Annotated in this window: 23 protein-coding genes and 1 tRNA gene; 11 read left to right on the forward strand and 13 right to left on the reverse strand. The window is 68.9% G+C overall.

Annotation, left to right across the window (positions count from 1 at the left end):
• Positions 1-168 precede the first annotated feature (168 nt).
• The gene (locus ACFWMR_RS22140; RefSeq protein ID WP_378379710.1) at positions 169-330 is read left to right on the forward strand and encodes a hypothetical protein; all 162 of its coding nucleotides are present in this window, start codon (positions 169-171) and stop codon (positions 328-330) included.
• Positions 331-458: 128 nt separating this feature from the next.
• Here the strand turns inward: ACFWMR_RS22140 and ACFWMR_RS22145 are convergent.
• Both ACFWMR_RS22145 and orn read right to left on the reverse strand, forming a co-directional pair.
• A tRNA-His gene (locus tag ACFWMR_RS22145) sits at positions 459-534 on the reverse strand.
• Positions 535-611: 77 nt separating this feature from the next.
• Positions 612-1220 (reverse strand): oligoribonuclease, encoded by a 609-nt coding sequence (gene orn, locus ACFWMR_RS22150; RefSeq protein ID WP_378379711.1) that lies wholly within the window; start codon positions 1218-1220, stop codon positions 612-614.
• A 112-nt stretch (positions 1221-1332) separates the two neighbouring features.
• On the opposite strand from orn, the gene ACFWMR_RS22155 reads away from it, so the two are divergent.
• On the forward strand, positions 1333-2859 hold the full coding sequence (locus tag ACFWMR_RS22155) for a helicase HerA-like domain-containing protein (protein WP_378277990.1): 1527 nt from the start codon (positions 1333-1335) through the stop codon (positions 2857-2859).
• 46 nt (positions 2860-2905) lie between these two features.
• Positions 2906-3283 (forward strand): DUF3224 domain-containing protein, encoded by a 378-nt coding sequence (locus ACFWMR_RS22160; protein WP_378277999.1) that lies wholly within the window; start codon positions 2906-2908, stop codon positions 3281-3283.
• Positions 3284-3383: 100 nt separating this feature from the next.
• Here ACFWMR_RS22160 and ACFWMR_RS22165 read toward each other — a convergent pair whose 3' ends face one another.
• The 3 genes from ACFWMR_RS22165 to ACFWMR_RS22175 form a co-directional block, all read right to left on the reverse strand.
• The gene (locus tag ACFWMR_RS22165) at positions 3384-4352 is read right to left on the reverse strand and encodes a S1C family serine protease (protein ID WP_378379712.1); all 969 of its coding nucleotides are present in this window, start codon (positions 4350-4352) and stop codon (positions 3384-3386) included.
• A 91-nt stretch (positions 4353-4443) separates the two neighbouring features.
• Entirely contained in the window at positions 4444-5772 is a 1329-nt protein-coding gene (locus ACFWMR_RS22170) for a M20 family metallopeptidase (protein WP_378379713.1), read from the reverse strand.
• Entirely contained in the window at positions 5769-6539 is a 771-nt protein-coding gene (locus ACFWMR_RS22175) for a class I SAM-dependent methyltransferase (RefSeq protein ID WP_378379714.1), read from the reverse strand. The genes ACFWMR_RS22170 and ACFWMR_RS22175 overlap by 4 nt, the downstream gene beginning before the upstream one ends.
• Positions 6540-6682: 143 nt before the next feature.
• On the opposite strand from ACFWMR_RS22175, the gene ACFWMR_RS22180 reads away from it, so the two are divergent.
• Genes ACFWMR_RS22180 through ACFWMR_RS22190 form a run of 3 tightly spaced genes read left to right on the forward strand, consistent with a single transcriptional unit; the run spans position 6683 to position 9656 of the window.
• Positions 6683-7615, forward strand: a complete 933-nt coding sequence (locus ACFWMR_RS22180; RefSeq protein ID WP_093937510.1) for a DNA-3-methyladenine glycosylase family protein — start codon at positions 6683-6685, stop codon at positions 7613-7615.
• 43 nt (positions 7616-7658) lie between these two features.
• Entirely contained in the window at positions 7659-8372 is a 714-nt protein-coding gene (locus ACFWMR_RS22185) for a M50 family metallopeptidase (protein WP_378277374.1), read from the forward strand.
• A gap of 51 nt (positions 8373-8423) precedes the next feature.
• Complete coding sequence (locus ACFWMR_RS22190; RefSeq protein WP_378379715.1) at positions 8424-9656, forward strand: aldehyde dehydrogenase family protein; 1233 nt, start codon at positions 8424-8426, stop codon at positions 9654-9656.
• 172 nt (positions 9657-9828) lie between these two features.
• On the opposite strand, the gene ACFWMR_RS22195 is transcribed toward ACFWMR_RS22190, so the two are convergent.
• The 4 genes from ACFWMR_RS22195 to ccrA form a co-directional block, all read right to left on the reverse strand.
• Positions 9829-10971 carry an adenylate/guanylate cyclase domain-containing protein gene (locus ACFWMR_RS22195; protein WP_378379716.1) on the reverse strand — a complete coding sequence of 381 codons (1143 nt, stop codon included), beginning with the start codon at positions 10969-10971 and terminating at the stop codon, positions 9829-9831.
• On the reverse strand, positions 10971-11420 hold the full coding sequence (locus ACFWMR_RS22200) for a universal stress protein (protein ID WP_093937506.1): 450 nt from the start codon (positions 11418-11420) through the stop codon (positions 10971-10973). The genes ACFWMR_RS22195 and ACFWMR_RS22200 overlap by 1 nt, the downstream gene beginning before the upstream one ends.
• 105 nt (positions 11421-11525) lie before the next feature.
• Complete coding sequence (locus tag ACFWMR_RS22205; protein ID WP_093937505.1) at positions 11526-12635, reverse strand: chromosome segregation protein; 1110 nt, start codon at positions 12633-12635, stop codon at positions 11526-11528.
• Positions 12636-12739: 104 nt separating this feature from the next.
• Positions 12740-14080, reverse strand: a complete 1341-nt coding sequence (ccrA, locus tag ACFWMR_RS22210) for a crotonyl-CoA carboxylase/reductase (RefSeq protein ID WP_378379717.1) — start codon at positions 14078-14080, stop codon at positions 12740-12742.
• A gap of 205 nt (positions 14081-14285) precedes the next feature.
• Here ccrA and ACFWMR_RS22215 point away from each other — a divergent pair, with 205 nt between their 5' ends.
• Together ACFWMR_RS22215 and ACFWMR_RS22220 are read left to right on the forward strand one after the other, a co-directional pair.
• On the forward strand, positions 14286-14654 hold the full coding sequence (locus ACFWMR_RS22215) for an SPW repeat protein (protein ID WP_093937503.1): 369 nt from the start codon (positions 14286-14288) through the stop codon (positions 14652-14654).
• Positions 14655-14670: 16 nt separating this feature from the next.
• Positions 14671-15234 carry a TetR/AcrR family transcriptional regulator gene (locus ACFWMR_RS22220; protein WP_093937502.1) on the forward strand — a complete coding sequence of 188 codons (564 nt, stop codon included), beginning with the start codon at positions 14671-14673 and terminating at the stop codon, positions 15232-15234.
• Here the strand turns inward: ACFWMR_RS22220 and mce are convergent.
• The gene (gene mce / locus ACFWMR_RS22225; RefSeq protein WP_378379718.1) at positions 15228-15677 is read right to left on the reverse strand and encodes a methylmalonyl-CoA epimerase; all 450 of its coding nucleotides are present in this window, start codon (positions 15675-15677) and stop codon (positions 15228-15230) included. The two genes, ACFWMR_RS22220 and mce, sit on opposite strands and share 7 nt — an antisense overlap.
• 131 nt (positions 15678-15808) lie before the next feature.
• Here mce and ACFWMR_RS22230 point away from each other — a divergent pair, with 131 nt between their 5' ends.
• Positions 15809-16990 carry an acetyl-CoA C-acetyltransferase gene (locus tag ACFWMR_RS22230; protein ID WP_378379719.1) on the forward strand — a complete coding sequence of 394 codons (1182 nt, stop codon included), beginning with the start codon at positions 15809-15811 and terminating at the stop codon, positions 16988-16990.
• Positions 16991-16995: 5 nt separating this feature from the next.
• Positions 16996-17964, forward strand: coding sequence for a methylmalonyl Co-A mutase-associated GTPase MeaB (gene meaB, locus ACFWMR_RS22235; RefSeq protein WP_093937500.1), 969 nt, complete (start codon positions 16996-16998; stop codon positions 17962-17964).
• Positions 17965-18009: 45 nt separating this feature from the next.
• Here the strand turns inward: meaB and ACFWMR_RS22240 are convergent, their stop codons facing one another.
• The 3 genes from ACFWMR_RS22240 to ACFWMR_RS22250 form a co-directional block, all read right to left on the reverse strand.
• Entirely contained in the window at positions 18010-18363 is a 354-nt protein-coding gene (locus ACFWMR_RS22240) for a beta/gamma crystallin domain-containing protein (protein ID WP_378379720.1), read from the reverse strand.
• A gap of 16 nt (positions 18364-18379) precedes the next feature.
• Positions 18380-18733: a beta/gamma crystallin domain-containing protein gene (locus ACFWMR_RS22245; RefSeq protein WP_378379721.1), complete on the reverse strand. Its 354-nt coding sequence runs from the start codon at positions 18731-18733 to the stop codon at positions 18380-18382.
• A 138-nt stretch (positions 18734-18871) separates the two neighbouring features.
• Entirely contained in the window at positions 18872-19459 is a 588-nt protein-coding gene (locus ACFWMR_RS22250) for a hypothetical protein (RefSeq protein ID WP_093937498.1), read from the reverse strand.
• Between the two features lie 146 nt (positions 19460-19605).
• On the opposite strand from ACFWMR_RS22250, the gene ACFWMR_RS22255 reads away from it, so the two are divergent.
• Positions 19606-20286 (forward strand): peptidylprolyl isomerase, encoded by a 681-nt coding sequence (locus ACFWMR_RS22255; RefSeq protein ID WP_378280450.1) that lies wholly within the window; start codon positions 19606-19608, stop codon positions 20284-20286.
• The last annotated feature ends 37 nt before the right edge of the window (positions 20287-20323 follow it).

Consider the following 20323-nt stretch of genomic DNA (forward strand, 5'->3'; position numbering starts at 1 on the left):
CCCCTTTACCCCCGGGGGCGCCCGTACCCCCCCCTTTTTCTTGGGGGCACCCCTTCGCACTATTTCCGCCCTACGGCCACCCCTCATGACATTCCTGGGCCGGGGGTCCCGTCGAGGTACTCCCACTGCGTCTCGCCGCTGGTCTTGTACCGGCACTTCTGTGTGCCGGTGTCCCAGATCTTCTCCGGATCGCGTCGGCACTTCTGGGATTGGGCCTTCGTGCAGTTCGGATACCCGGGCTCGCATCGCCACGGCGAAGTGGGCGGCGGCGCCGTCACGGTCGTGACCGGTGTCGGCGTGATCGCCGCCGACCAGCACGAAGAGTCCTGAGGTCACTCATACCGGCCATCGTCGCATGGCATCCTCCGCGCGAGTTCTTCCCTGAACTCGCGCGAGCTACGGATACCCCCGAAACACGAAACCCCAGCCTGGCGGAAAGACCGACCAAACTGGGGTGATGGGGTGAGCGACGGGTTTCGAACCCGCGACCTCCTGGACCACAACCAGGTGCTCTACCAGCTGAGCTACGCCCACCATCGCCGGGCTCGGGAAGCTTCCCATCACCTCGGCCGCACTATATTAGCGTGCCCGTTTCGGGGGCTCGCAACGGGTTACCGTTCGTGGCGTTCCTGCACTTCAGCGGCCGCGGCCTTGGCCTGTTCGGTGGTCGGGCCGGGCTGGGGGACGAAGGCGACGCGGCGGTAGTAGTCGAGCTCGCCGATGGACTCCTTGATGTCGGCGAGGGCGCGGTGCGCGAGGCCCTTCTCGGGCTTGGCGTAGTAGATCCGCGGGTACCAGCGCCGGACGAGTTCCTTCACCGACGAGACGTCGACCATGCGGTAGTGCAGGTGCCCGTCCAGGGCGGGCATGTCTCGGGTGATGAAGCCGCGGTCGGTGGCGATGGAGTTGCCGGCGAGCGGGGCGACGTTGGCCTCGGGCACGTGCGCGCGGATGTACTCGAGGACGCGCTGCTCGGCTTCTTCCATGGTGACCGTGGAGCGCCGGACCTCTTCGGTGAGGCCGGAGCGGGCGTGCATTTCGCGGACGACCTCCGGCATGCCGTCGAGGGTTTCGTCGTCGGTGTGGATGACGATGTCGACGCCCTCGCCGAGGACGTTGAGTTCGGCGTCGGTCACCAGCGCGGCTATTTCGATCAACGCGTCCTTGCCGAGGTCGAGCCCCGTCATCTCGCAGTCGATCCAGACTAGGCGGTCGTTCACCCCGAAACCCTAACCCGACCCGGGGATTCACGACGCGCGACGTGCGGGTTCGGCGCGTTGCTGGCAGCGTGTGCATCCTCAGGTGAGCCATATCACAGACCAGGGAGCGACAGTGGCCGAACAGGGTCCAGCCCAGGAGATCGCGCAGGGTTACGTGAGCGAAGGGGCGGCGGTGGAGCTCGGCGCCGTCGTGATCGACGGCAAGGCCGACGCCGGGGCGGCGGTCCGCCTCCCGTTGGCGACGCTGAACCGGCACGGGCTGGTCGCGGGCGCCACGGGCACCGGTAAGACGAAGACCTTGCAGTTGATCGCCGAGCAGCTGTCGGCCGCGGGAGTGCCGGTGGTGCTGGCGGATGTGAAGGGCGACCTGTCGGGGCTGGCCGCGCAGGGCGAGAGCAACGACAAGATCGCCAAGCGCGCGGAGGAGCTGGGTGACTCCTGGGAGCCCGCCGCGTTCCCCGTGCAGTTCCTGTCGCTCGGCACGGGCGGCAAGGGGGCGCCGATCCGGGCGACGATCACCAGTTTCGGCCCGATCCTGCTGTCGAAGGTGCTGGGGCTCAACGAAACCCAGGAGTCGACGCTCGGCCTGATCTTCCACTGGGCCGATCAGCGCGGCCTGGCGTTGCTGGACACGAAGGACCTCCGCTCGGTCATCACGCATCTGACCAGTGACGAGGGCAAAGAGGACCTCAAAGGTATCGGCGGCGTCTCGGCCGCGACGGCCGGGGTGATCCTGCGGTCGCTGTCCAATCTGGAGGCTCAGGGCGGTGAGGACTTCTTCGGCGAGCCCGAGCTGGACGTCCACGACCTGATGCGCGAGGTCGACGGCAAGGCGATGGTGACCCTGCTGGAGCTGGACAACCTCCAGTCGAAACCCGCGCTGTTCTCGACGTTCCTCATGTGGCTGCTGGCCGAGCTGTTCGAAGAGCTGCCCGAGGAGGGCGACCTCGACAAGCCGAAGCTGGTGTTCTTCTTCGACGAGGCGCACCTGCTGTTCAACGGCGCGTCGAAGGCGTTCCTGGAGCGCATCGAGCAGACCGTGAAGCTGATCCGCTCGAAGGGCGTCGGCGTGTTCTTCTGCACGCAGCTCCCGACGGACATCCCGAACAACGTCCTGTCTCAGCTGGGCGCGCGGGTGCAGCACGCGCTGCGCGCCTTCACGCCCGAGGACCAGGCGGCGCTGACGAAGACGGTGAAGACGTACCCGAAGACGAAGCACTACGAGCTGGACTCGGCGCTGACGTCGCTCGGTATCGGCGAAGCGATCGTCACCGTGCTTTCGGAGCGGGGCGCGCCGACGCCGGTCGCGTGGACCCGCCTGCGCGCGCCGCGGTCGAAGATGGGGTCCATCGGAGCCGAAGCCATCTCCGCGGCGACGGCGTCTTCGGATCTGCACGCGAAGTACGCCGAGACGATCGACCGTGAGTCGGCCTACGAGAAGCTCGCCGCGAAGGTGGCCGCGCCGCCCGCCGGTGAAGCTCCGCCGGAAGCGCCCCCAGCTCCGAAACCGGAGAAGGAAGCGCCGGGGATGGTCGAGCAGGCGATGAAGAACCCGGCGGTGAAGTCATTCCTCCGCTCGGCGGCGAGCGCGCTCGGGCGGGAGATCACGCGCGGGCTGTTCGGGAACCGGAGGCGGTGAAAATACCTGACGCATTCTGTCAGGTATGTCCGGCAGACTCGGCGTCATGACCAACACCGCGACAGCCGCGTTCACCGTGGACGGCTGGGACCCGCAAGCCACCGAGAAGCCCGAAGGCACCGAGTTCTCGCGTGTGCTGCTGACGAAGACGTTCACCGGAGCCGTCGAGGGGACCAGCGCCGTCGAGATGCTCGCGGCGGTGAACGAGACGTCTTCGGCGTACGTCGCGTTCGAGCGGCTGGCCGTGTCCGTCGACGGGCGCAAGGGCGGATTCGTCCTGCATCACTCGGCGGGGGAGAACGGGCATCACCTGATCGTCTTGCCGGGCTCCGGTCACGGCGAGCTGGCCGGCATCACCGGGACGGCGGAGATCGTCCAGGACGACGAGGGCAACCACACCTTCACCCTCACGTACGAACTCTGAAATCCGTGAAGGCCTTCTCGCGGGACCCCGAATCCCTCGAGAAGGCCTTCACGGACATCGCCTGCTGGGCCGCCCCCTGACAACGGTCCAGTCGGCCGGGTCAGCCGACGATCTGCTCAACGATCTTCTTCGCGTCGTTGATGGGGATCGCGAAACCGATACCGATGCTGCCGGTCGAGGTCGGGTTGTAGAGCGCCGAGTTGATGCCGATGACGTTCCCCTGCGCGTCCACCAGCGCCCCGCCCGAGTTGCCCTGGTTGATCGGGGCGTCGGTCTGGATCGCGGTGTAGCTCGGCCCGGCTTCGTTCGTGGTCCGGCTGTACGGCGAACGCCGCTCCTGGCCGCTGCTGAGCTCGTCGAGCTTGCGGTTCAGCGCGCTCACGATGCCGGTGGTCACGGTGTTCTGGAGCCCGCCGGGCGAGCCGATCGCGACGACCTGCTGGCCGACGGCGAGTTTGCCGGAGTCGCCGAGCGAAGCCGGTGTCAGCCCGCTCGCCCCCTTCAGCTGGACAACGGCGATGTCGGCCTTCGTGTCGGCGCCGACCACGCTCGCCTTGTACTGCTTGCCGTCCGACAGGGTGACGGTGACGTCGCCTTGGGCGTCGGCGACGACGTGGGCGTTGGTGAGGACGCGCCCGTCCGCCGTCAGGATGACGCCGGAGCCGACGGCCTCACCCTGCGCGGTGGTCACGTTCACCTGGACGACGCTCGGCGTCACCTTCGCGGCGACCCCGCTGACGTCACCCGAAGTGGTGTTCCCGACCAGTTGCCCGTTGGCGACCGCGGACGAACCCGGGCCGGACGCCGAAGACGTGGATCCGAGACCCATGAGCGCCGCTCCGCCGACCCCGCCGACGAGTGCGGCGGCGAGCGCCGTCGCGCTGACGAGGACGGCGACCCGGCCGCCTTTCTTGCGCGGCGGCGGGACGGGCGTCTGGGCTTGCTGCGGAGTGAAGAGCGGATTCGGCGCGGCCTGCCAAGGGGTGTAACCGGGGTACTGCTGCTGCTGGTGCGGCGGCTGGTGCCCACCGGTGGAGGCGGGGCCGGGCCGACTCTCGTTCTCGGTCATGGACCAAGATTCGCGCTCTTACTTGTGAACCTCCTGTGGAAAACCCCTGTGCTTTCCTGAGAAGAATCAGCTGAGAAATCTCAGCGTTTCCTCAGTCGAAGAACGTGGGTACGTCCAGCGCCCCGCCCGATGTCTCGAACTCCTCGTGCACCGCGGCGCGGAGTTTCGCGTCGGCCAGGTAATCGACGGCGGTCAGCGCCAGCCCCAGCGCGCCGTCGACGACCGCGCGATCACCGTCCGGGGAACCGGCCGCGGCCGCGAACTCCTTGGTGTGCAAGGCGGTCGTCGGTCCCGCGATGGCGATCATCGGGTGGATCGCGGGCATCCGGTAGGAGAGATTGCCGAGATCGGTCGAACCGGTGAGGAATTCGGGCACGATCCCCGGCGGCAGCGGTTTGCGGCCGGCGTCGACCTGATGCACCGACCAGCGTCCGGCGAGCGTGGTGTTGAACCGGATCGGCAGGTACGCGGGCTGGGCGTCCCACAGCAGTTCGACGCCGCAGCCGGTCATCTCCGCCGCGCCCCGCGCGATCGCGGAAACCCGGTCGGCGAGGTCGCGCAACGTGTCCGGTTGCGCGGAGCGCAGATAGAACAGCAGAGCCGCTCGTTCGGGAACGACGTTCGGCCGCGCGCCACCGTCGGTGAAGACGCCGTGGACACGGTCGCTGGACGGCAGATGCTGCCGAAGCGCCGCGACACCCTGGTACGCGGCGACGGCGGCGTCGAGCGCGTTGCGTCCCATGAACGGCTGCGCCGAAGCGTGCGCGCCGACACCGTGGAACACCATTTCCAGCTGCCGCCTGCCGAGGAACGGATGCATGGCGATGTCATGGCTGAACGGGTGCAGCATGACCACGGCGTCGACGTCGTCGAAAACCCCGGCGCGGGCCATGGTCTCCTTGCCGCCACCGCCTTCTTCCGCCGGCGTGCCGATCAAGGAGACCCGGCCGCCCAGCCGCTCGGCGACCGCCGCCGCGCCGAGGAAACCGCCCGCGCCCGCGGTGCAGATGACGTTGTGCCCGCAGCCGTGGCCGAGTCCGGGAAGGGCGTCGTACTCGGAGAGGACCGCGATGTGCGGGCCGCTTCCGGGAGTGCTCGCGACCAAGGCGGTGTCCAGTCCGCCCGCGCCGATCGTCACTTCGTGGCCGTGCCGTTCGAGCAGCTCCCCGAGCGCGCGGACCGAGCGGTGCTCGGCGAACCCCTCTTCGGGATGAGCGTGCAGGTCTTGGCTCAGCTCCACCAATTCCGCCGTCAGCGCGCGGATCCCGGCGCTGACCGCGTCGCGGGTGGCCGGGTCCGCGCCCTCGTGCGGCGAGCCGAGCGGTTCGGCCGCGGCGACGGCGTCCGCGGTCGCGTCGACCAGGGAACGGAGGTAGCTGTCGTCGGGGGGAATCGGCGAAGCGTGCTCAGAGCGGATCATTTCCGGATGTTAACCGGTAGCTCTCCGGTCACGATCTGCGTGACACCGGAGTACCGCTCGCCGACGTGGTCGAATCCGCGCCGGAACAGCTTCAGCGCGATCTCGCCGCGGTCGAACATCCGCTGTCCGCTCAGCCTGCCGAGGAAGGTGTCCGCCAGCCGCATCGGCTGATCACTGTGCCGGGCGCTGGTCAGCAGCACCAGCGAGCCGCCGGGTTTCAGCACGCGGGCGAACGAATCCAGTGCCGCGTCGGGGTCGGCGAACATGTGCAGCGCGGCGAAACAGCAGACGGCGTCCACAGTGGAATCGCCGAGCGGCAGGTCGACGGCGTCGGCGCGCAGATAGGTCACCGCCGCCGGATTGGGCGCGGCGAGTGCCTTCTCCAGCATGGTGACCGAACCGTCGAGACCGATGGACAGGCCGTCCGGGCCGACCGCTTCACCGAACGCGCGGGTGAACCGGCCGGTGCCGCACGCGACGTCCAGCGCGACCTGGCCCGGAACCAGGCGGAGCGCTTCGATCGCGATCCGGATCTCGTCCGCCATGGTCGGGCCGTTCAGTCCTTTCGCGACCCTGCCCAGCGTCGGGCGCCAGTACCGCTCGTAGATCATCGGCACGGCGGAGGTGCGCATCAGCCGCTGAGCCAGCCCGGTCGGCGGCCCGGCTTGCGGGATTTCTCCCAGCAGATCGAGAAAACCCTTGTCCGGCCCGGATGTCGTGGTGCCCGGCCGAAGCAGGCTCGAAAGACGTTCGCGATGGTCCGGCATGGCTGCTCCCTTCACGGTGGTCACCGAGAATCTGCCATGACCGGCCCGTTCGCGACATCCCCGCCGCCGCGGCCCGAAACTGTCGGTGGCCGTCTCTAACGTCGGAGGAAGTCGCCGTTCCCCAGCCGAAGAGGAGCCCGAAAATGACCGGCTCGATCCTCCAGCACACCGCCTCGACCACGCTGCGCATCCCGGTGCGCGGCCCGTTCGACCTCGACAAGTCCATCCGGTTCCTGACCGACTTCCCGCCCGCGTGCCGCACCGACGCCGCCGCCGAACCCGGCACCCTGCGCCTCGCCTTCCCGGCGGAAGCGGGCTGGGAACACGTCGGCGCGGCCGTCAGACAGAGATCACCCGGCTCGATCGAGGTGGAGGTCTTCGCCGGAGAAGGGCTCGCCGTCGAGGTCGGTGCCCAGGTGCGGCGGATCCTTTCGGCGGATGTCGACGGCGTCGGCTTCACCAAGATCGGCACCGCGGATCCCGTGGTGCGCCGACTCCAGCAGGCGCTCCCCGGGCTGCGGCCCGTGCTGTTCCATTCGCCGTACGAGGCGGCCTGCTGGGCGATCCTGAGCCACCGGACGCGGATGTCGCAGGCCGCCACGGTGAAACGACGGCTCGCCGAGGAGTTCGGCAGGCCGGTGGACGTCGGCGGGAAGATCCTCATGTCGTTCCCGGCGCCGGACGTCCTGGCCGGGCCGGATGCCCGGCGCGGACTGCCGGAGGTGAAGGCCGAGCGGCTGCGCGCGGTGGCCAACGCCGCCAAGGACGGTCTGCTCGACGCCGCCTATCTGCGCGCGATGCCGGTCCCGGACGCGTTGAGCTGGCTGCAGCGCTTGCCGGGGATCGGCCCGTTCTCGGCGCAGCTGATCCTGATCCGGGGCGCCGGGCACCCGGACGTCTTCCCGGCGGACGAGCCCCGGGTGCAGGAGGCCATGCGAGTCGCGTACGACCTGCCGGAGGCACCGCTCGAGGAACTGGAGGAGCTGTCCACGGTGTGGCGGCCGTTCCGCAGTTGGGTGGCCTTCGCCCTGCGAAACGACCCGAGTTTCGCACGCGCGGGAATGGAGGTTCGATGACCGCCTGACACCGGGCATATCCGGCTTGTGGTGAGCTGGTGAGGTGAGCTCGTCTCCCGCCGAAACGGTTTCCGACATCGCCCAGTCCACCCCGCCCGGCACGATCACCCTCGTCACCGGTGGTCTCGCACTGCTCGTGGTGCTGTCAGGCAGGCCGTGGCGGATCGCCCGCAACCTGATCACGCTCGTCCACGAGGCAGGTCACGCGCTCGCGGCGGTGCTGGTCGGCCGTCGTCTGCAAGGCATCAAGCTGCACTCGGACACCTCCGGTGTCACCGTCTCCCGTGGCAAGCCGGAGGGGCCGGGGATGGCGTTCACCGCGCTGGCCGGGTACCCGGCCGCCGCGGTGCTCGGCCTGGTGTTCGCGGGACTGCTCTCGTCGGACCTGATCACCGTCGTGCTGATCGTGATGGCGCTGATGCTGCTGGGCGTGCTGGTGATGGTGCGCAACACCTACGGCGTGTTCACCGTGATCGCCACCTCGGTGGTGCTCGGGCTGGTCGCGCTGGTGGCGCCGTCGTGGTTCCAGGCGATCTTCGTCTACCTGCTGACCTGGTTCCTGCTGTTCGGCGGCGTCCGGCCGGTGGTCGAGCTCCAGATCAAGCGGCGCCGGGGAGCGGCGAGGGATTCCGACGCCGATCAGCTCGGCAGGCTCACCGCGATGCCCGCGGTGCTGTGGGTGCTGGTGATGGCCGTGCTGACGGTGAGCTGTCTCTTCGCGGGCGGGTTGTGGCTGCTGGAGCCGACCGTCGCCTGACCGGGGCGGTACGGCACACTGATGGCTCGTTCCGCGCGGAAGGAGTCGGAGATGGACGAGGTCGCCAAGGCCGTCGAGGAATGCGCTCGATCGGCGAAACGGGCCGCGCCGTCGCTGGCCGCCGCCTCCCCGGAGGCGATCGACGCCGCGCTGAACGCCATGGCGGACAAGCTGGTCGAGCACGCCGACGTCGTGCTCGAGGCGAACCAGGCCGACATCGCCAAGGCACGCGAGGACGGCATGAGCGCGGGCCTGCTCGACAGGCTCACCATCACCCCCGAGCGCCTGACCGGCATGGCCGACCAGCTCCGTCTCCTGGCCGGTGCGCCGCACCAGGAGCGGTCCGTCGACGTGTCCACTTTGGACGGAGGACTGCGGCTGGTGGAGCGCCGCCGTCCGGTCGGCGTGATCGGCGCGAACTACGAGGCGCGCCCGAACGTCACGGTCGACGTCGCTTCGCAGCTGGTGAAGTCGCGCAACGGCGGTGTGCTCCGCACGGGTTCCGCCGCGCTCGGCTCGGCCCAGCGCCTGCGCGAGACCGTGATCGCCCCCGCGCTCGCCGAAGCGGGCATCGACCCGGACGTCGTCCAGCTGGTGCCGCGCGCCGAGCGCGAGGCGGCTTCCGCGCTGGTCCGGTTCCCCGAGCTCGTGCCGCTGGTCATCCTGCGCGGCAGCGGTGACAGCACCCGGGCACTGGCCACCGAAGCGGCCGTCCACGGTGTCCGCACGCTGGCTCACGCCGACGGCGGCGGAGTGCTGTACGTCGACGAAGCGGCCGACACCGACAAGGTGCGCGACCTGGTCTTCAACAGCCTCGACAGGCTCGGCGTCTGCAACCGGCTGAACCTGCTGCTGATCCACGAGGCCGCCCACGACCGCGTCTGGCCCGGCATCTCCGGCGCGCTGGCCGAACGCGGCGTCACCCCGTCGCTCGCCCCGCACGAGCACGCCATCGGCTACGAATGGGCGCTCGACTCGGACCGCGAAGCGACCGTTACCGTCGCGAAGGTCACGGGCCTGCCCGAAGCGGCCGAGATCGCCAACGAGCGCACCTCGGGCCTTGCCGCCGGCATCGCCACCGAAAGCAGCGAAGCCGCCGACACGTTCTTCGACGCGTACACCGGCACCGGTGTCTTCTGGAACGCCCCCACCCGGCTGCTCGACGGCTTCAAGCTCCTCGCCGTCCCCGAGACCGGCATCAACCTGGACAAGGTGCCCGGTCCGCGCGGTCCGGTCACCTACACCGACCTGTACGTGCGGCAATACGCCGTGCTCCCCGGCTGACCTAGCCCCGCGCTTCACCCTTCTCGCGGATGTCATGAAAGGGTCGTTCAGGACGAAAAACGTCTTGAACGACCCTTTCATGACACCCGGGCCTCTCAAGATCCCGAGGGCGCCGACCGGCCGGTGGCGATAGCAAAGGTCCCTTGCTCTCCCGGCGGAGCAGCCAGCCCGGTCAGCGGCGGCGGCGCCGCTTGGGCCGCGGCGGCAAGGAGTCCGCGGTGGCGTCCTCGACCTCGTCCTCGACGTGGTCGGGAGCAGGAGCGGTGTCACCCAGCCCCAGCATCTCCGCGGCGAGCTGCTGCGAAGAGGCGAACATGCCCGAAGGCCGGTCTTTCGCCCGACGCAGTGAAGAAGGCCGCAGCCGGTTGTACCCCCGCACCGAAACCGGTCGCCGCGTCCGCACCTCGTACTGCGGTAAAGGCAGGAGTTCGGTGGCGAGTTCCTTGTCCACCAGGATGGTGCCCGGCCGCGCGGTCGAGGTGAGGCGGGCGGCGAGGTTCACGACCGAGCCGTAGACGTCGCCGAACCGGCTGAGGATCCGGCCCGACGCCAGACCGGCGCGTACGGCGGGCAGCGTTTCGTCGGCGTCCGAGCGTTCGGACAGCGCGAGGGCGATCTCGGCGCCGTCGACGGCGGAATCGGCGACGAACAGGACCTCGTCGCCGATCATCTTCACGATCCGCCCGCGGTGATCGGCGACCACTTCGGTGGCGACGGATTCGAACCGGTCGAGGATGTCGGTCAGCTCGTCCTCGCCGACCTGCCTGGTCAGCCGGGTGTAGCCGACCATGTCGACGAACCCGACCACCTCGGTCCGCGCTTCGAGGTCCTCGTCCGGCATGGCCAGCGCCCGGCCGGCGTAGGCGGCGAGGTGGCGGCGCCAGACGAAGTCCTGAACCTTCTGCAGTTCGGGCAGCAGCCTGTCGACGAGCCGCCCGATCTGGCGTTCGCTGCTGCCGATCTCCTTGTTCTCGGTGATCATCGTCCACAGCATGTGGACCTGCCATTCCGCGAGCCGCGAAAGGTGCTGGCCCAGCGCGCGCGTCACCGCCAGCTCGATGCTCGGGTCGATCAGCCCCGAGCTCATCAGCTGGTCGGCCGTCCGGATCGCCTCGATGTCGGCGTCGGTGAAGACGACCTCGTCGTCTTCGACGGTCGCGAAACCCAGCGCACGCCAAAGTCGCCGAGAGCGTTCCTCGGGAACGCCTGCCTTCTCGGCGACTTCGAGCCGGGTGTACTTGCGCTTTCCGCCGAGCAGGATCCGTTCGAGGCGCTGTTGCAGCGCGTCGGGCGAGATCTCGCCGGGTTCGGGCATCAGGTGGTGTGGACGATGAGCACGTCCACCCCGGACTTCCGCGCGACCTCGGACGGCACGGAGCCCAGGATGCGGCCCGCGAGCGTGTTCAGCCCGCGGTTGCCGACCACCAGCAGGTCCGCGGAACGGTCGGCGACGACCTTGCGCAGCGAGTCGACCGGGTCGCCGACGACAGCGGCGGTCTCGATGTTCTTCGCGCCGGCCTTCGCCGCCCTGTCACGGGCGGACAGGAGGGTGTCCTCGGCCGGTGCCGAGCCCACCACCTGGTACGCCTCGTCACCGAGGACGTCCTGCGCCTTCTCCACGTCGCCCTTGTTGGCGGGGTAGTAGGCGCACACGATGACCAGGGTCGCTCCGGAGTCCCCGGCGACACCCGCCGCCCGGTCGACCGCGGCGAACGAAGAATCCGATCCGTCCGTGCCCACGACCACGGTCCGATATGCAGCCATCCGCAACCTCCACCGATCTGACAGCCCGCACCTGCGCGCGAGCAGCGACGATAACCGCTCGGCGACGGGCCCGCAGGCCGTCGTGAGCCCGGTCGGGTGAGAAGGTTACTCGCCAGTCGGTTTCTGCGCTGCCGCAGGTCGCGGTGAAGGCTTCGCGCCGGATGTGGCCTTCGGCACATCAGCCGTCCGGAGCTGCACGGTGGCCTCCGAGTCGGGCGACGGCTTCGCCTTCAGGTCGGCCGGGACGTGCGGCTCGTCGCCGAGCACGTGCGTCGCCTCGGCGAGCGCGGTCCGCGCGGTGCGGACCTGCTCGGCCAGGCTGGAGCGCACCTTGCGCAGCGCTTCCACCCGTTCGGTGGCCTGCGTGATCCGCCGGTTGGACTCCTCGGTGGCCTGCCGGACGCGACGGCGTGCCTCGTCGGCCGCTTCGGCGAGCCGGGCGTTGGCCTCGGTGATCGAGTCCTGCTTGCGCTTGTTCGCGTCGGCGACCGACTCCCGCTGGCGGCGCTCGATGTCGGCCTTGGCCGTCGTCTCCTCTTCGAGCACCTTCGCGCGGATGGCGGCGGCGTCCTCGGTGGCCTCGCGGACGCGGCGGGCGGCCTCGGCCTTGCTCGCGGCCTCCTGCTCGGCCAGTGCGTGCATGGCTTCGGTGCGCCGCGACGCCATCGCGATCTCGAAGTCCTCTTCGACCTGAGTGCGACGCTGCTGCGACTCGGCGTCGAGCTTGTCGCGCTCGGCCTTCGCCTTGTCGGTGATGTCCTTCGCCTCGGCGCGCGCCGTCTCCAGCACCCCGCGGTGCTCGGCCTCCATCTCCTTGCGACGGAGGTCGAGCTCGTTGAGCAGCTGCTCGTAGCGGGCCCGCATGGCGCTCGCGTCGGTCTCGGCCTTGGCGCGGATGTGCCCGGCTTCGGCTTCCGCGCGCGCCTTGGTGTCGGCGGCCTCGTCCTGCGCGAGCCGCAGCATGCGCTGTAGCCGCTCTGACAGGCCTTCGACGCTCGTCGGCGGCTGGGCGAGCCTGTCGACCTGCCCGCGCAGGTCCGCGATCTCGCCGCGCGCGATCTCCAGCTGCCGTGCCAGGTCGCCCGCTTGCCCGATGGCGGCATCGCGATCGGCGGTGAGCATCTTCAGATCGGCGTCAAGCCGTTCGAGATGTTCGTCGACCTGCGCACGGCTGTAACCGCGCTTCGCCACGTCGAAGCCGGCTCCCAGCGGCACTAGCTCCCGTTCCTCGCCAAGGCTCATCCTTCTACCGTAGTCGAGCAGCGGTCACGGAAGGGTGAGCACCCACGCAACGCGCGGCGAAAGCGCGTTCTGGCGCGCTAAACGTTCCGGAACGCGTTGATCCCGTCGATGTGCTTCGCGCGCAGCTCGTGGTTCCGGACGCCCAGACCTTCTTCGGGGGCGAGGGCGAGCACGCCGACCTTTCCCTGGTGGGCGTTGCGGTGCACGTCCAGCGCGGCCTGTCCGGTGTCTTCCAGCGCGTAGGTCTTCGACAGCGTCGGGTGGATCAGACCTTTCGAGATCAGCCGGTTCGCTTCCCAAGATTCGCGGTAGTTGGCGAAGTGGCTGCCGATGATCCGCTTGAGGTTCATCCACAGATAGCGGTTGTCGTACTGGTGCATGAACCCGGACGTCGACGCGCAGGTGACGATCGTCCCGCCCTTGCGCGCGGCGTAGACCGAAGCGCCGAAGGTTTCGCGGCCCGGGTGCTCGAAGACGATGTCCGGGTCCTCGCCACCGGTCAGCTCGCGGATCTTCTTGCCGAACCGCTGCCACTCCTTCGGGTCCTGGTTGTCGTCGTCCTTCCAGAACTTGTAGCCCTCCGCGTTGCGGTCGATGATCAGCTCCGCGCCCAGTTTCCGGCAGATCTCCGCCTTTTCGGGGCTGGAGACCACGCACACCGGGATCGCGCCGCCGTTGAGCGCGTACTGCGTCGCGTAGGAGCCGAGGCCGCCCGAAGCGCCCCAGATCAGCACGACGTCGCCCTGCTTCATGTCCGCGCCGTTGCGCGAGACGAGCTGGCGGTAGGCGGTGGAGTTCACCAGGCCGGGGGACGCGGCCTCTTCCCAGGTGAGGTGGTCCGGCTTCGGCATCAGCTGGTTCGCCTTGACCAGCGCGACTTCGGCGAGGCCGCCGAAGTTCGTTTCGAAGCCCCAGATCCGCTGCTCGGTGTCGAGCATCGTGTCGTTGTGCCCGTCCGGGCCCTCGAGTTCGACGTTGAGGCAGTGCGCGACGACCTCGTCGCCCGGCTTCCAGTTGTGCACGCCGACGCCGGTCCGCAGCACGACACCGGAAAGATCCGAGCCGACGACGTGGTACGGCAGGTCGTGGCGCTTCGAAAGCGGCGAAAGCCGTCCGTAGCGCTCCAGGAACTTGAAGGTCGAGACCGGTTCGAAGATCGAGGTCCAGACGGTGTTGTAGTTGATCGCGCTCGCCATGACCGCGACCAGCGCCTCGCCGGGGCCGAGTTCCGGCGTCGGGATGTCGTCCACGTGCAGAGACTTGCGCGGGTCCTTGTCCCGGCTTTCGAGGCCTTCGAACATGCCGGCCTCGTCCTTGTGCACGGTGACGCCGCGGTAGGACTCCGGCACGTCGAGCGACGCCACGGCGCCGAGGTCATCGTTCAGAATGGCCTGCTGGATCTCGCCGAGCTGCGACATCGGAACCTCCGCGAAAGGGGTGACGGCGTTGTGGCGACTCAAATTACTCACCGGTAACCAAGACCACAACCGTACGAGACGTGGAGCACTTCCACATCCCGAAGTGTTATCGACCGGTCTTGACCGGCTGGCCAACCAAGCGGACGATGGGCGGTGGAGATCTCTCCGACCTGCAGGTTCAGCCGAATTTCGGAGGTGAGCACGCATGAACGAACCCACGACGCGCCCTTGGACCCGCCCCCATGACTGGGCGGAGGTGGTCATCGGTGTCGTGGTCGCTCTTTCACCCCTCTGGATGACCACGGACAGCACCGCCATGTGGTCGCTCGTCATCCTCGGCGCGCTGATCGCCCTCGACGGCCTCGCGTCGCTCGCGATGCCTGGCATGGTCTACGGCGAAGGCATTCAGATCGTCCTGGGCGCGCTGCTGTTCATATCGCCCTGGGTGATGGGATTCGCCGTCTTCATGGGCGCGTCTTGGACGGCTTGGGTCGGTGGCGTCCTGACCGTGGTGGCCGGGGCGGCCGCGATGCCGATCGCCCAGGCGACGCACAAGACGGCGGGACAGCACTGACACGAGAGGAAACGGCGTGAAAGAGGATTCGGCGAAACAGCGCATCCTGCGGGCCGCGGAGGCGCTGTTCGCCGAATCCGGTTTCGACGCCACGCCCACGTCACGGATCGCCGAGCGGGCAGGCGTGCCCAAGGGCCTCGTGCACTACTACTTCCGGCGTAAGTCGGATCTGCTGGCCGCGCTGGTCGCCGAACTGCCCGACGCGCGGATCGAACCGGCTGTCGTGGTGGTGCCCGGCGATCTCGCGGGCAGCCTGCGCGGCCTCGTCGTGGAACTGGACAGGCGGTTCAACCGGTCCTTGGCGCTGTCACACCTGCTGTGGCGCGAGGCCGACACGCACCGCGCGGTCCGCGACGCGCTGGCCGAACGGTTCCAGCAACTCGTCCGGCAGGTGAAGGCGGTGATCGTGGCCGCGACCGGCGGCAACCTCGCGATCGCCGACGTCGATTCGGCGTCCGGGCTGCTGGCGCGGGCGGTCAGCCATCGTCACGCGACGGCGCGGCACAACGAAGACGGGGACCCCGCCGAAATCGATCGCGAGGTCGCCTTTATCGCCGAAGCCCTGACCCGAGGTCAGTGACCGTCTTTCGCCGGCTCGACCAGTTCCACCAGCACGCCACCGGCGTCCTTGGGGTGCACGAAGTTCACCCGGCTGTTGGACGTTCCGCGCTTCGCCTCCTCGTAGAGCAGCCGGAGTCCCTGCGCGCGCAGGGCCGCCGCGGCGGCGTCCACATCGGACACTCGGTACGCCAGCTGCTGCAACCCGGGGCCGCTCTTCGCGAGGAACTTGCCGATCGCGGAATCGTCGCGCAGCGGCGCGAGGAGCTGGATCGCGGTCTCCGTCCCGGCCGTGCCCGGCGCGCGGAGCATCGCCTCGCGGACACCCTGCTCCTCGTTGACCTCCTCGTGCGCGACCTCCAGGCCGAAGTGCTCGGCGTGGAAGGCGATCGCGGCGTCGAGGTCGGGCACCGCGATGCCGACGTGGTCGATGGCGGTCACGAACGGTTTCAGCGCCTGGTTCATGCAGAGCAGGATAGGTCCGCGGGCGGGCGAACCGGCGTGCGCCGCCTCACACTGGCTCCATCAAGACGCCCGTGACCCGGGTATGGTCGCGAAGACCCCCTTTGCCCTTGCGCCGATGCTTGGAGGACGCCGTGTCCGGTTCCGTGATCCTGGGTGCCGCCCGTACACCGATCGGGCGACTGCTCGGTTCCCTGAAGGACTTCTCGGGCGCGCAACTCGGCGGATTCGCCATCAAGGCGGCGCTGGAGCAGGCCGGGGTCTCCCCGGACGCGGTCCAGTACACGATCATGGGCCAGGTGCTCACCGCCGGCGCGGGCCAGATCCCGGCCCGTCAGGCCGCGGTCGCCGGCGGCATCCCGATGACCGTCCCGGCGCTGACCATCAACAAGGTCTGCCTCTCCGGTCTCGACGCCATCGCGCTCGCCGACCAGCTCATCCGCGCGGGCGAGTTCGACCTGATCGTGGCGGGCGGCCAGGAGTCGATGACCCAGTCGCCGCATCTGCTGCCGAAGTCCCGCGCAGGCTACAAGTACGGCGACACCACGCTCGTCGACCACATGGCCTACGACGGTCTGTTCTGCGCCTTCGACCAGGTCGCGATGGGTGCTTCGACGGAGAAGTACAACAGCCGCTACGGGCTCACCCGTGAGCAGCAGGACGAGTTCTCCGCGCGTTCGCACCAGCGCGCCGCCGCCGCCATCGAGGCGGGCCGGTTCGACGCCGAGATCGCGCCGGTGTCGATCCCGCAGCGCAAGGGCGACCCGGTCGTCTTCTCCAAGGACGAAGGCGTCCGCGCCGACACCACCGCCGAAGGTCTCGCGAAGCTGCGCCCGGCCTTCGCCTCCGACGGCACCATCACCGCCGGTTCGGCCTCGCAGATCTCCGACGGCGCGGCCGCGGTCATCGTCGCGAGCAAGGCCAAGGCCGAGGAACTGGGCCTGACCCCGCTCGCCGAGATCGGCGCGCACGGCGTGGTCTCCGGCCCGGACGCCAGCCTGCACGAGCAGCCGTCGAACGCGATCCTGGCCGCGCTGGCCAAGGAGAAGCTGACCGCCGACGCGCTCGACCTCGTCGAGATCAACGAGGCGTTCGCCGCCGTCGGCCTGGTTTCGGCCGACAAGCTCGGCCTCGACCCGGAGAAGGTCAACGTCGACGGTGGCGCCATCGCCCTCGGTCACCCGATCGGCGCGTCCGGCGCGCGGCTCGCCGTGCACCTGATCCACGAACTCCGCCGTCGCGGTGGTGGCCTCGGGGCCGCCGCCCTCTGCGGTGGTGGCGGCCAGGGCGACGCGCTGCTGCTCCGCGTCCCGTAAAGCCCTTGCCGGTACAGCTGGACATCGACGAACTGGTCGGTCGCGCGCGGGACGGCGTCCCCCGCGCGATCGCCCGGTTGCTGTCGCTGGTCGAGGACGCCCATCCGCGGTTGCCCGAGGTCGCGGCGAAGCTGACGCCGCACACCGGTAACGCGCGGGTGGTCGGGCTGACCGGTCCGCCCGGTGTCGGCAAGTCGACATCGACGTCCGCGCTGCTCACGGCCTTGCGGGCGCAGGGCCTGCGGGTCGGGGTGCTGGCGATCGACCCGTCGTCGCCGTTCTCCGGCGGGGCCTTGCTCGGCGACCGGATCCGGATGACCGAACACGCCACCGATCCCGGCGTGTTCATCCGTTCGATGGCCACGCGCGGGCATCTCGGCGGGCTTTCGTGGGCGACGCCGCAAGCGGTCCGCGTGCTCGACGCGGCCGGGTTCGACGTCGTGCTGATCGAGACCGTCGGGGTCGGGCAGTCCGAAGTGGACGTCGTGAAACTGGCCGACACCACGGTGGTCCTGCTCGCGCCCGGGATGGGTGACGGGATCCAGGCGGCGAAGGCGGGCGTGCTGGAGATCGCGGACGTGTTCGTGGTCAACAAGGCGGACCGGGAGGGCGCGGACGCGACCGTCCACGACCTCAAGCAGATGATCTCCTTGGTGCGCAGGGAGATTCGCGGCCCGAGCTGGCGTCAGCCGATCGTGCGAACGGTGGCCTCGCGCGGGGAGGGGGTCGACGACGTCGTCCGCGCGCTGGGCGAGCACCACGACTGGCTGGTCCAGCGCGACGAATTGCCCCGGCGCCGCGCGGCACGGGCCCGTGACGAGGTCGAGGCGATCGCCGTGCAGCGGTTGCGCGCGGAGATCGTGGACCTGCGCTCCGGCGACAGGCTCGCCGAACTGGCCGAACGCGTGGTGGCACGGAAGCTCGATCCGTTCGCGGCGGCCGAAGAATTGATCAGAGATCTTCGCGGCTCGTGAGTGGTAAGGACGGTTAGAACCGTCCTTACCACTCACGAGGTTTATTCAGAGGATTTCGATGACGCGGACCTTCGGCGGACGATTCGGGAAACTGATGTCGGTCCACCGGTTGATTCTGACGTCGGAACCATTGCTGTCGTAATAAATGAGGTCGTTGTTGCCGGTGTAGATCCGGTCGATCCACCAGCCGCCGAAGCTGATCCTGCCCCGGTTGGCGTAGCAGTCGACGCTGGAGCTCCCGCCGAGATGCGACCAGATCTTCAGGAAGTTCTCGCCGTCCCGGCACGGGATGTGGTCGATGGCGAACGAGGTCCCGGTCGGCACGAGCAGGCTGAACGCGGCGGCAGCGGCGGCCGCCGCGGCCAGGACGCGCCGCGCCTTCCTCTTGGTCGAGATCATGGTTTCTCCTTCGAGGTCAGAGGATCTCGATGTAGTTGACCCGCGGCGGGCGGTTCGGGTACGTGATGATCGTCCACCGGTTGACTCTCACCGAATCGCCGTTGGCGTCGCTGTAGATCAGGTCGTTGTTGCCCGTCTCGATCTTGTCCACCCACCAGCCGCCGAAGCCGATCCGGCCGCGGTTGGCGTAGCAGTCCACGCTGTCCCGGCCGTCGAGGTGCGACCAGATCTTCAGGAAGTTCTCCCCGGCGCGGCAGGGGATGTGGTCGATGGCGAACGACGTCCCGGTCGGGACGACCATCGTGAACATGGCGGCGGCGGCCGCCGCCAAGGCCGCGATCCGGCCCGCGGTCTTCTTGCTCGAGATCACAGAATTCTCCTTTAGCTAATGGGAAAAGGAGTGTGCATCGTGCGATATCGAGCATCTCGATCAAGGGTGGCCGGTGTCAATTTTCCGGCGGTGCCGCGGGTGCTTTGGGACAGGCAAGTCTGGCCGTCCGTGCAGCGGTCAGAATTCGACGTACATCTTGATGTCGCCGAAGTCGCTGTCGAGGTTGTCCAAATGGCTGACCGCGTCCTCTTTCCAGACCTCGAGCTGGTTGGTCTCGCCGTAGGTGAGCTCTTCGCCCGCGGCGACCTTGTTGGCGTAGTTCGTGATCGTGACGGTCTGCCCCCGGCAGAACTCGACGCGTTCCAGGAACCTGTCGGCCATGTCGGGGTCGAAGACGCGGCCCATCCGGACGTAGCCGTTGTTGATGTGCTCCTCGCAGTAGAAGTGCGCCGCGGCGGAGGCGACCCACTCGGTCAGCGACGGCTCGCGAGGCGGCCACTTCTCGCGGACGTGCGACTTGATCTCCCTGGCGAGCCGGACGACGCGGCGCCGTTCGAGGTCGGTCAGCCCGTCCTCCCGGCGGAAGTCGAGGATCATGTCGTCGACGACCTTGGCGAGCCTGAGCATGCGCGGTTTGTCGAGTTCGGCCGGTTTCTCCGGCGACAGCCCCGCCATGACCCTCTCGTGGACCAGGACGTACTGCGTGTACGCGTAGAGGAAGGTCAACGCGTTCAGCTGCCATTGGTGTCGTTCGGCGATCTCCACGGCTCCGACCCTAACCGCGCACCTACTTCCGGACCTGTGTGAGCGGCGGGGATTCACCCTATGCTCTCCTCTTCGTCCACGGCTGGGAGGCAGGAACCGTGCAGAGGATCGCGAAAGTCTTTGTCGCAGTGCTGGGCGCCGGGCTGATGCTCGCGGCCGGTACCGGAACGGCGTCCGCGGAGGGGACGCCGCCGAAGGTCACGAAGGGGCCATGCCAGTACACGGCGACACCGGACGACCCGGCCGTACGCCCGGTCCCGCTGCCGCCGGACCCTCGTCGCACGCCGAGCCGGGGCAAGGTGCCGGTGCAGTTGAAGACGAACCAGGGCAAGATCGACCTGACCCTCGATCGGGCGAAAGCGCCCTGCACGGTGCAGAGCTTCCTGCACCTGGCGACGCACCGGTTCTACGACCGCACGACGTGCCACCGGCTGACGTCGTATCCGACGTTGAAGGTGCTGCAGTGCGGTGACCCGAGCGGCACCGGCGAGGGCGGCCCGGGCTACAAGTACAAGGACGAACTGCCCGTCGGCCTGCCGCCCGCGCCGACCGACCCGACCGGCGAGCGCAAGGTGTACTCGCGTGGCGTCCTCGCGATGGCCAACGCGGGCCCGGCGACGAACGGGAGCCAGTTCTTCGTCGTGTACGGCGACTCCGCGCTGCGCCCGAACTACACGATCTTCGGCACCGTCGGCCACGAAGGCCTCGAAACCCTCGACGACGTCGCCGCCGGCGGGATCAAACCGACCCCGGAGAACCCCGCGCCGGTGGACGGCGCCCCCGTCCTGAAGACCGACATCCTGCGGGCGCGCCCCTGGTTCTGCTAGGCGAACCCCTCGCATTTAGTCCTCTGGATGCGGTCCT

It is taken from the genome of Amycolatopsis thailandensis (assembly GCF_042723255.1).
In the GTDB taxonomy this organism is placed as follows: domain Bacteria; phylum Actinomycetota; class Actinomycetes; order Mycobacteriales; family Pseudonocardiaceae; genus Amycolatopsis; species Amycolatopsis thailandensis.

Coding starts and splice junctions, on each gene's coding strand:
- ACFWMR_RS22160 (WP_378277999.1), top strand. CDS start 2,906: ATGACCAACACCGCGACAGCCGCGTTCACCGTGGACGGCTGGGACCCG.
- ACFWMR_RS22165 (WP_378379712.1), bottom strand. CDS start 4,352: ATGACCGAGAACGAGAGTCGGCCCGGCCCCGCCTCCACCGGTGGGCAC.
- ACFWMR_RS22170 (WP_378379713.1), bottom strand. CDS start 5,772: ATGATCCGCTCTGAGCACGCTTCGCCGATTCCCCCCGACGACAGCTAC.
- ACFWMR_RS22175 (WP_378379714.1), bottom strand. CDS start 6,539: ATGCCGGACCATCGCGAACGTCTTTCGAGCCTGCTTCGGCCGGGCACC.
- ACFWMR_RS22180 (WP_093937510.1), top strand. CDS start 6,683: ATGACCGGCTCGATCCTCCAGCACACCGCCTCGACCACGCTGCGCATC.
- ACFWMR_RS22190 (WP_378379715.1), top strand. CDS start 8,424: ATGGACGAGGTCGCCAAGGCCGTCGAGGAATGCGCTCGATCGGCGAAA.
- ACFWMR_RS22195 (WP_378379716.1), bottom strand. CDS start 10,971: ATGCCCGAACCCGGCGAGATCTCGCCCGACGCGCTGCAACAGCGCCTC.
- ACFWMR_RS22200 (WP_093937506.1), bottom strand. CDS start 11,420: ATGGCTGCATATCGGACCGTGGTCGTGGGCACGGACGGATCGGATTCT.
- ccrA (WP_378379717.1), bottom strand. CDS start 14,080: ATGTCGCAGCTCGGCGAGATCCAGCAGGCCATTCTGAACGATGACCTC.
- ACFWMR_RS22215 (WP_093937503.1), top strand. CDS start 14,286: ATGAACGAACCCACGACGCGCCCTTGGACCCGCCCCCATGACTGGGCG.
- mce (WP_378379718.1), bottom strand. CDS start 15,677: ATGAACCAGGCGCTGAAACCGTTCGTGACCGCCATCGACCACGTCGGC.
- ACFWMR_RS22240 (WP_378379720.1), bottom strand. CDS start 18,363: ATGATCTCGACCAAGAGGAAGGCGCGGCGCGTCCTGGCCGCGGCGGCC.
- ACFWMR_RS22255 (WP_378280450.1), top strand. CDS start 19,606: ATGCTCGCGGCCGGTACCGGAACGGCGTCCGCGGAGGGGACGCCGCCG.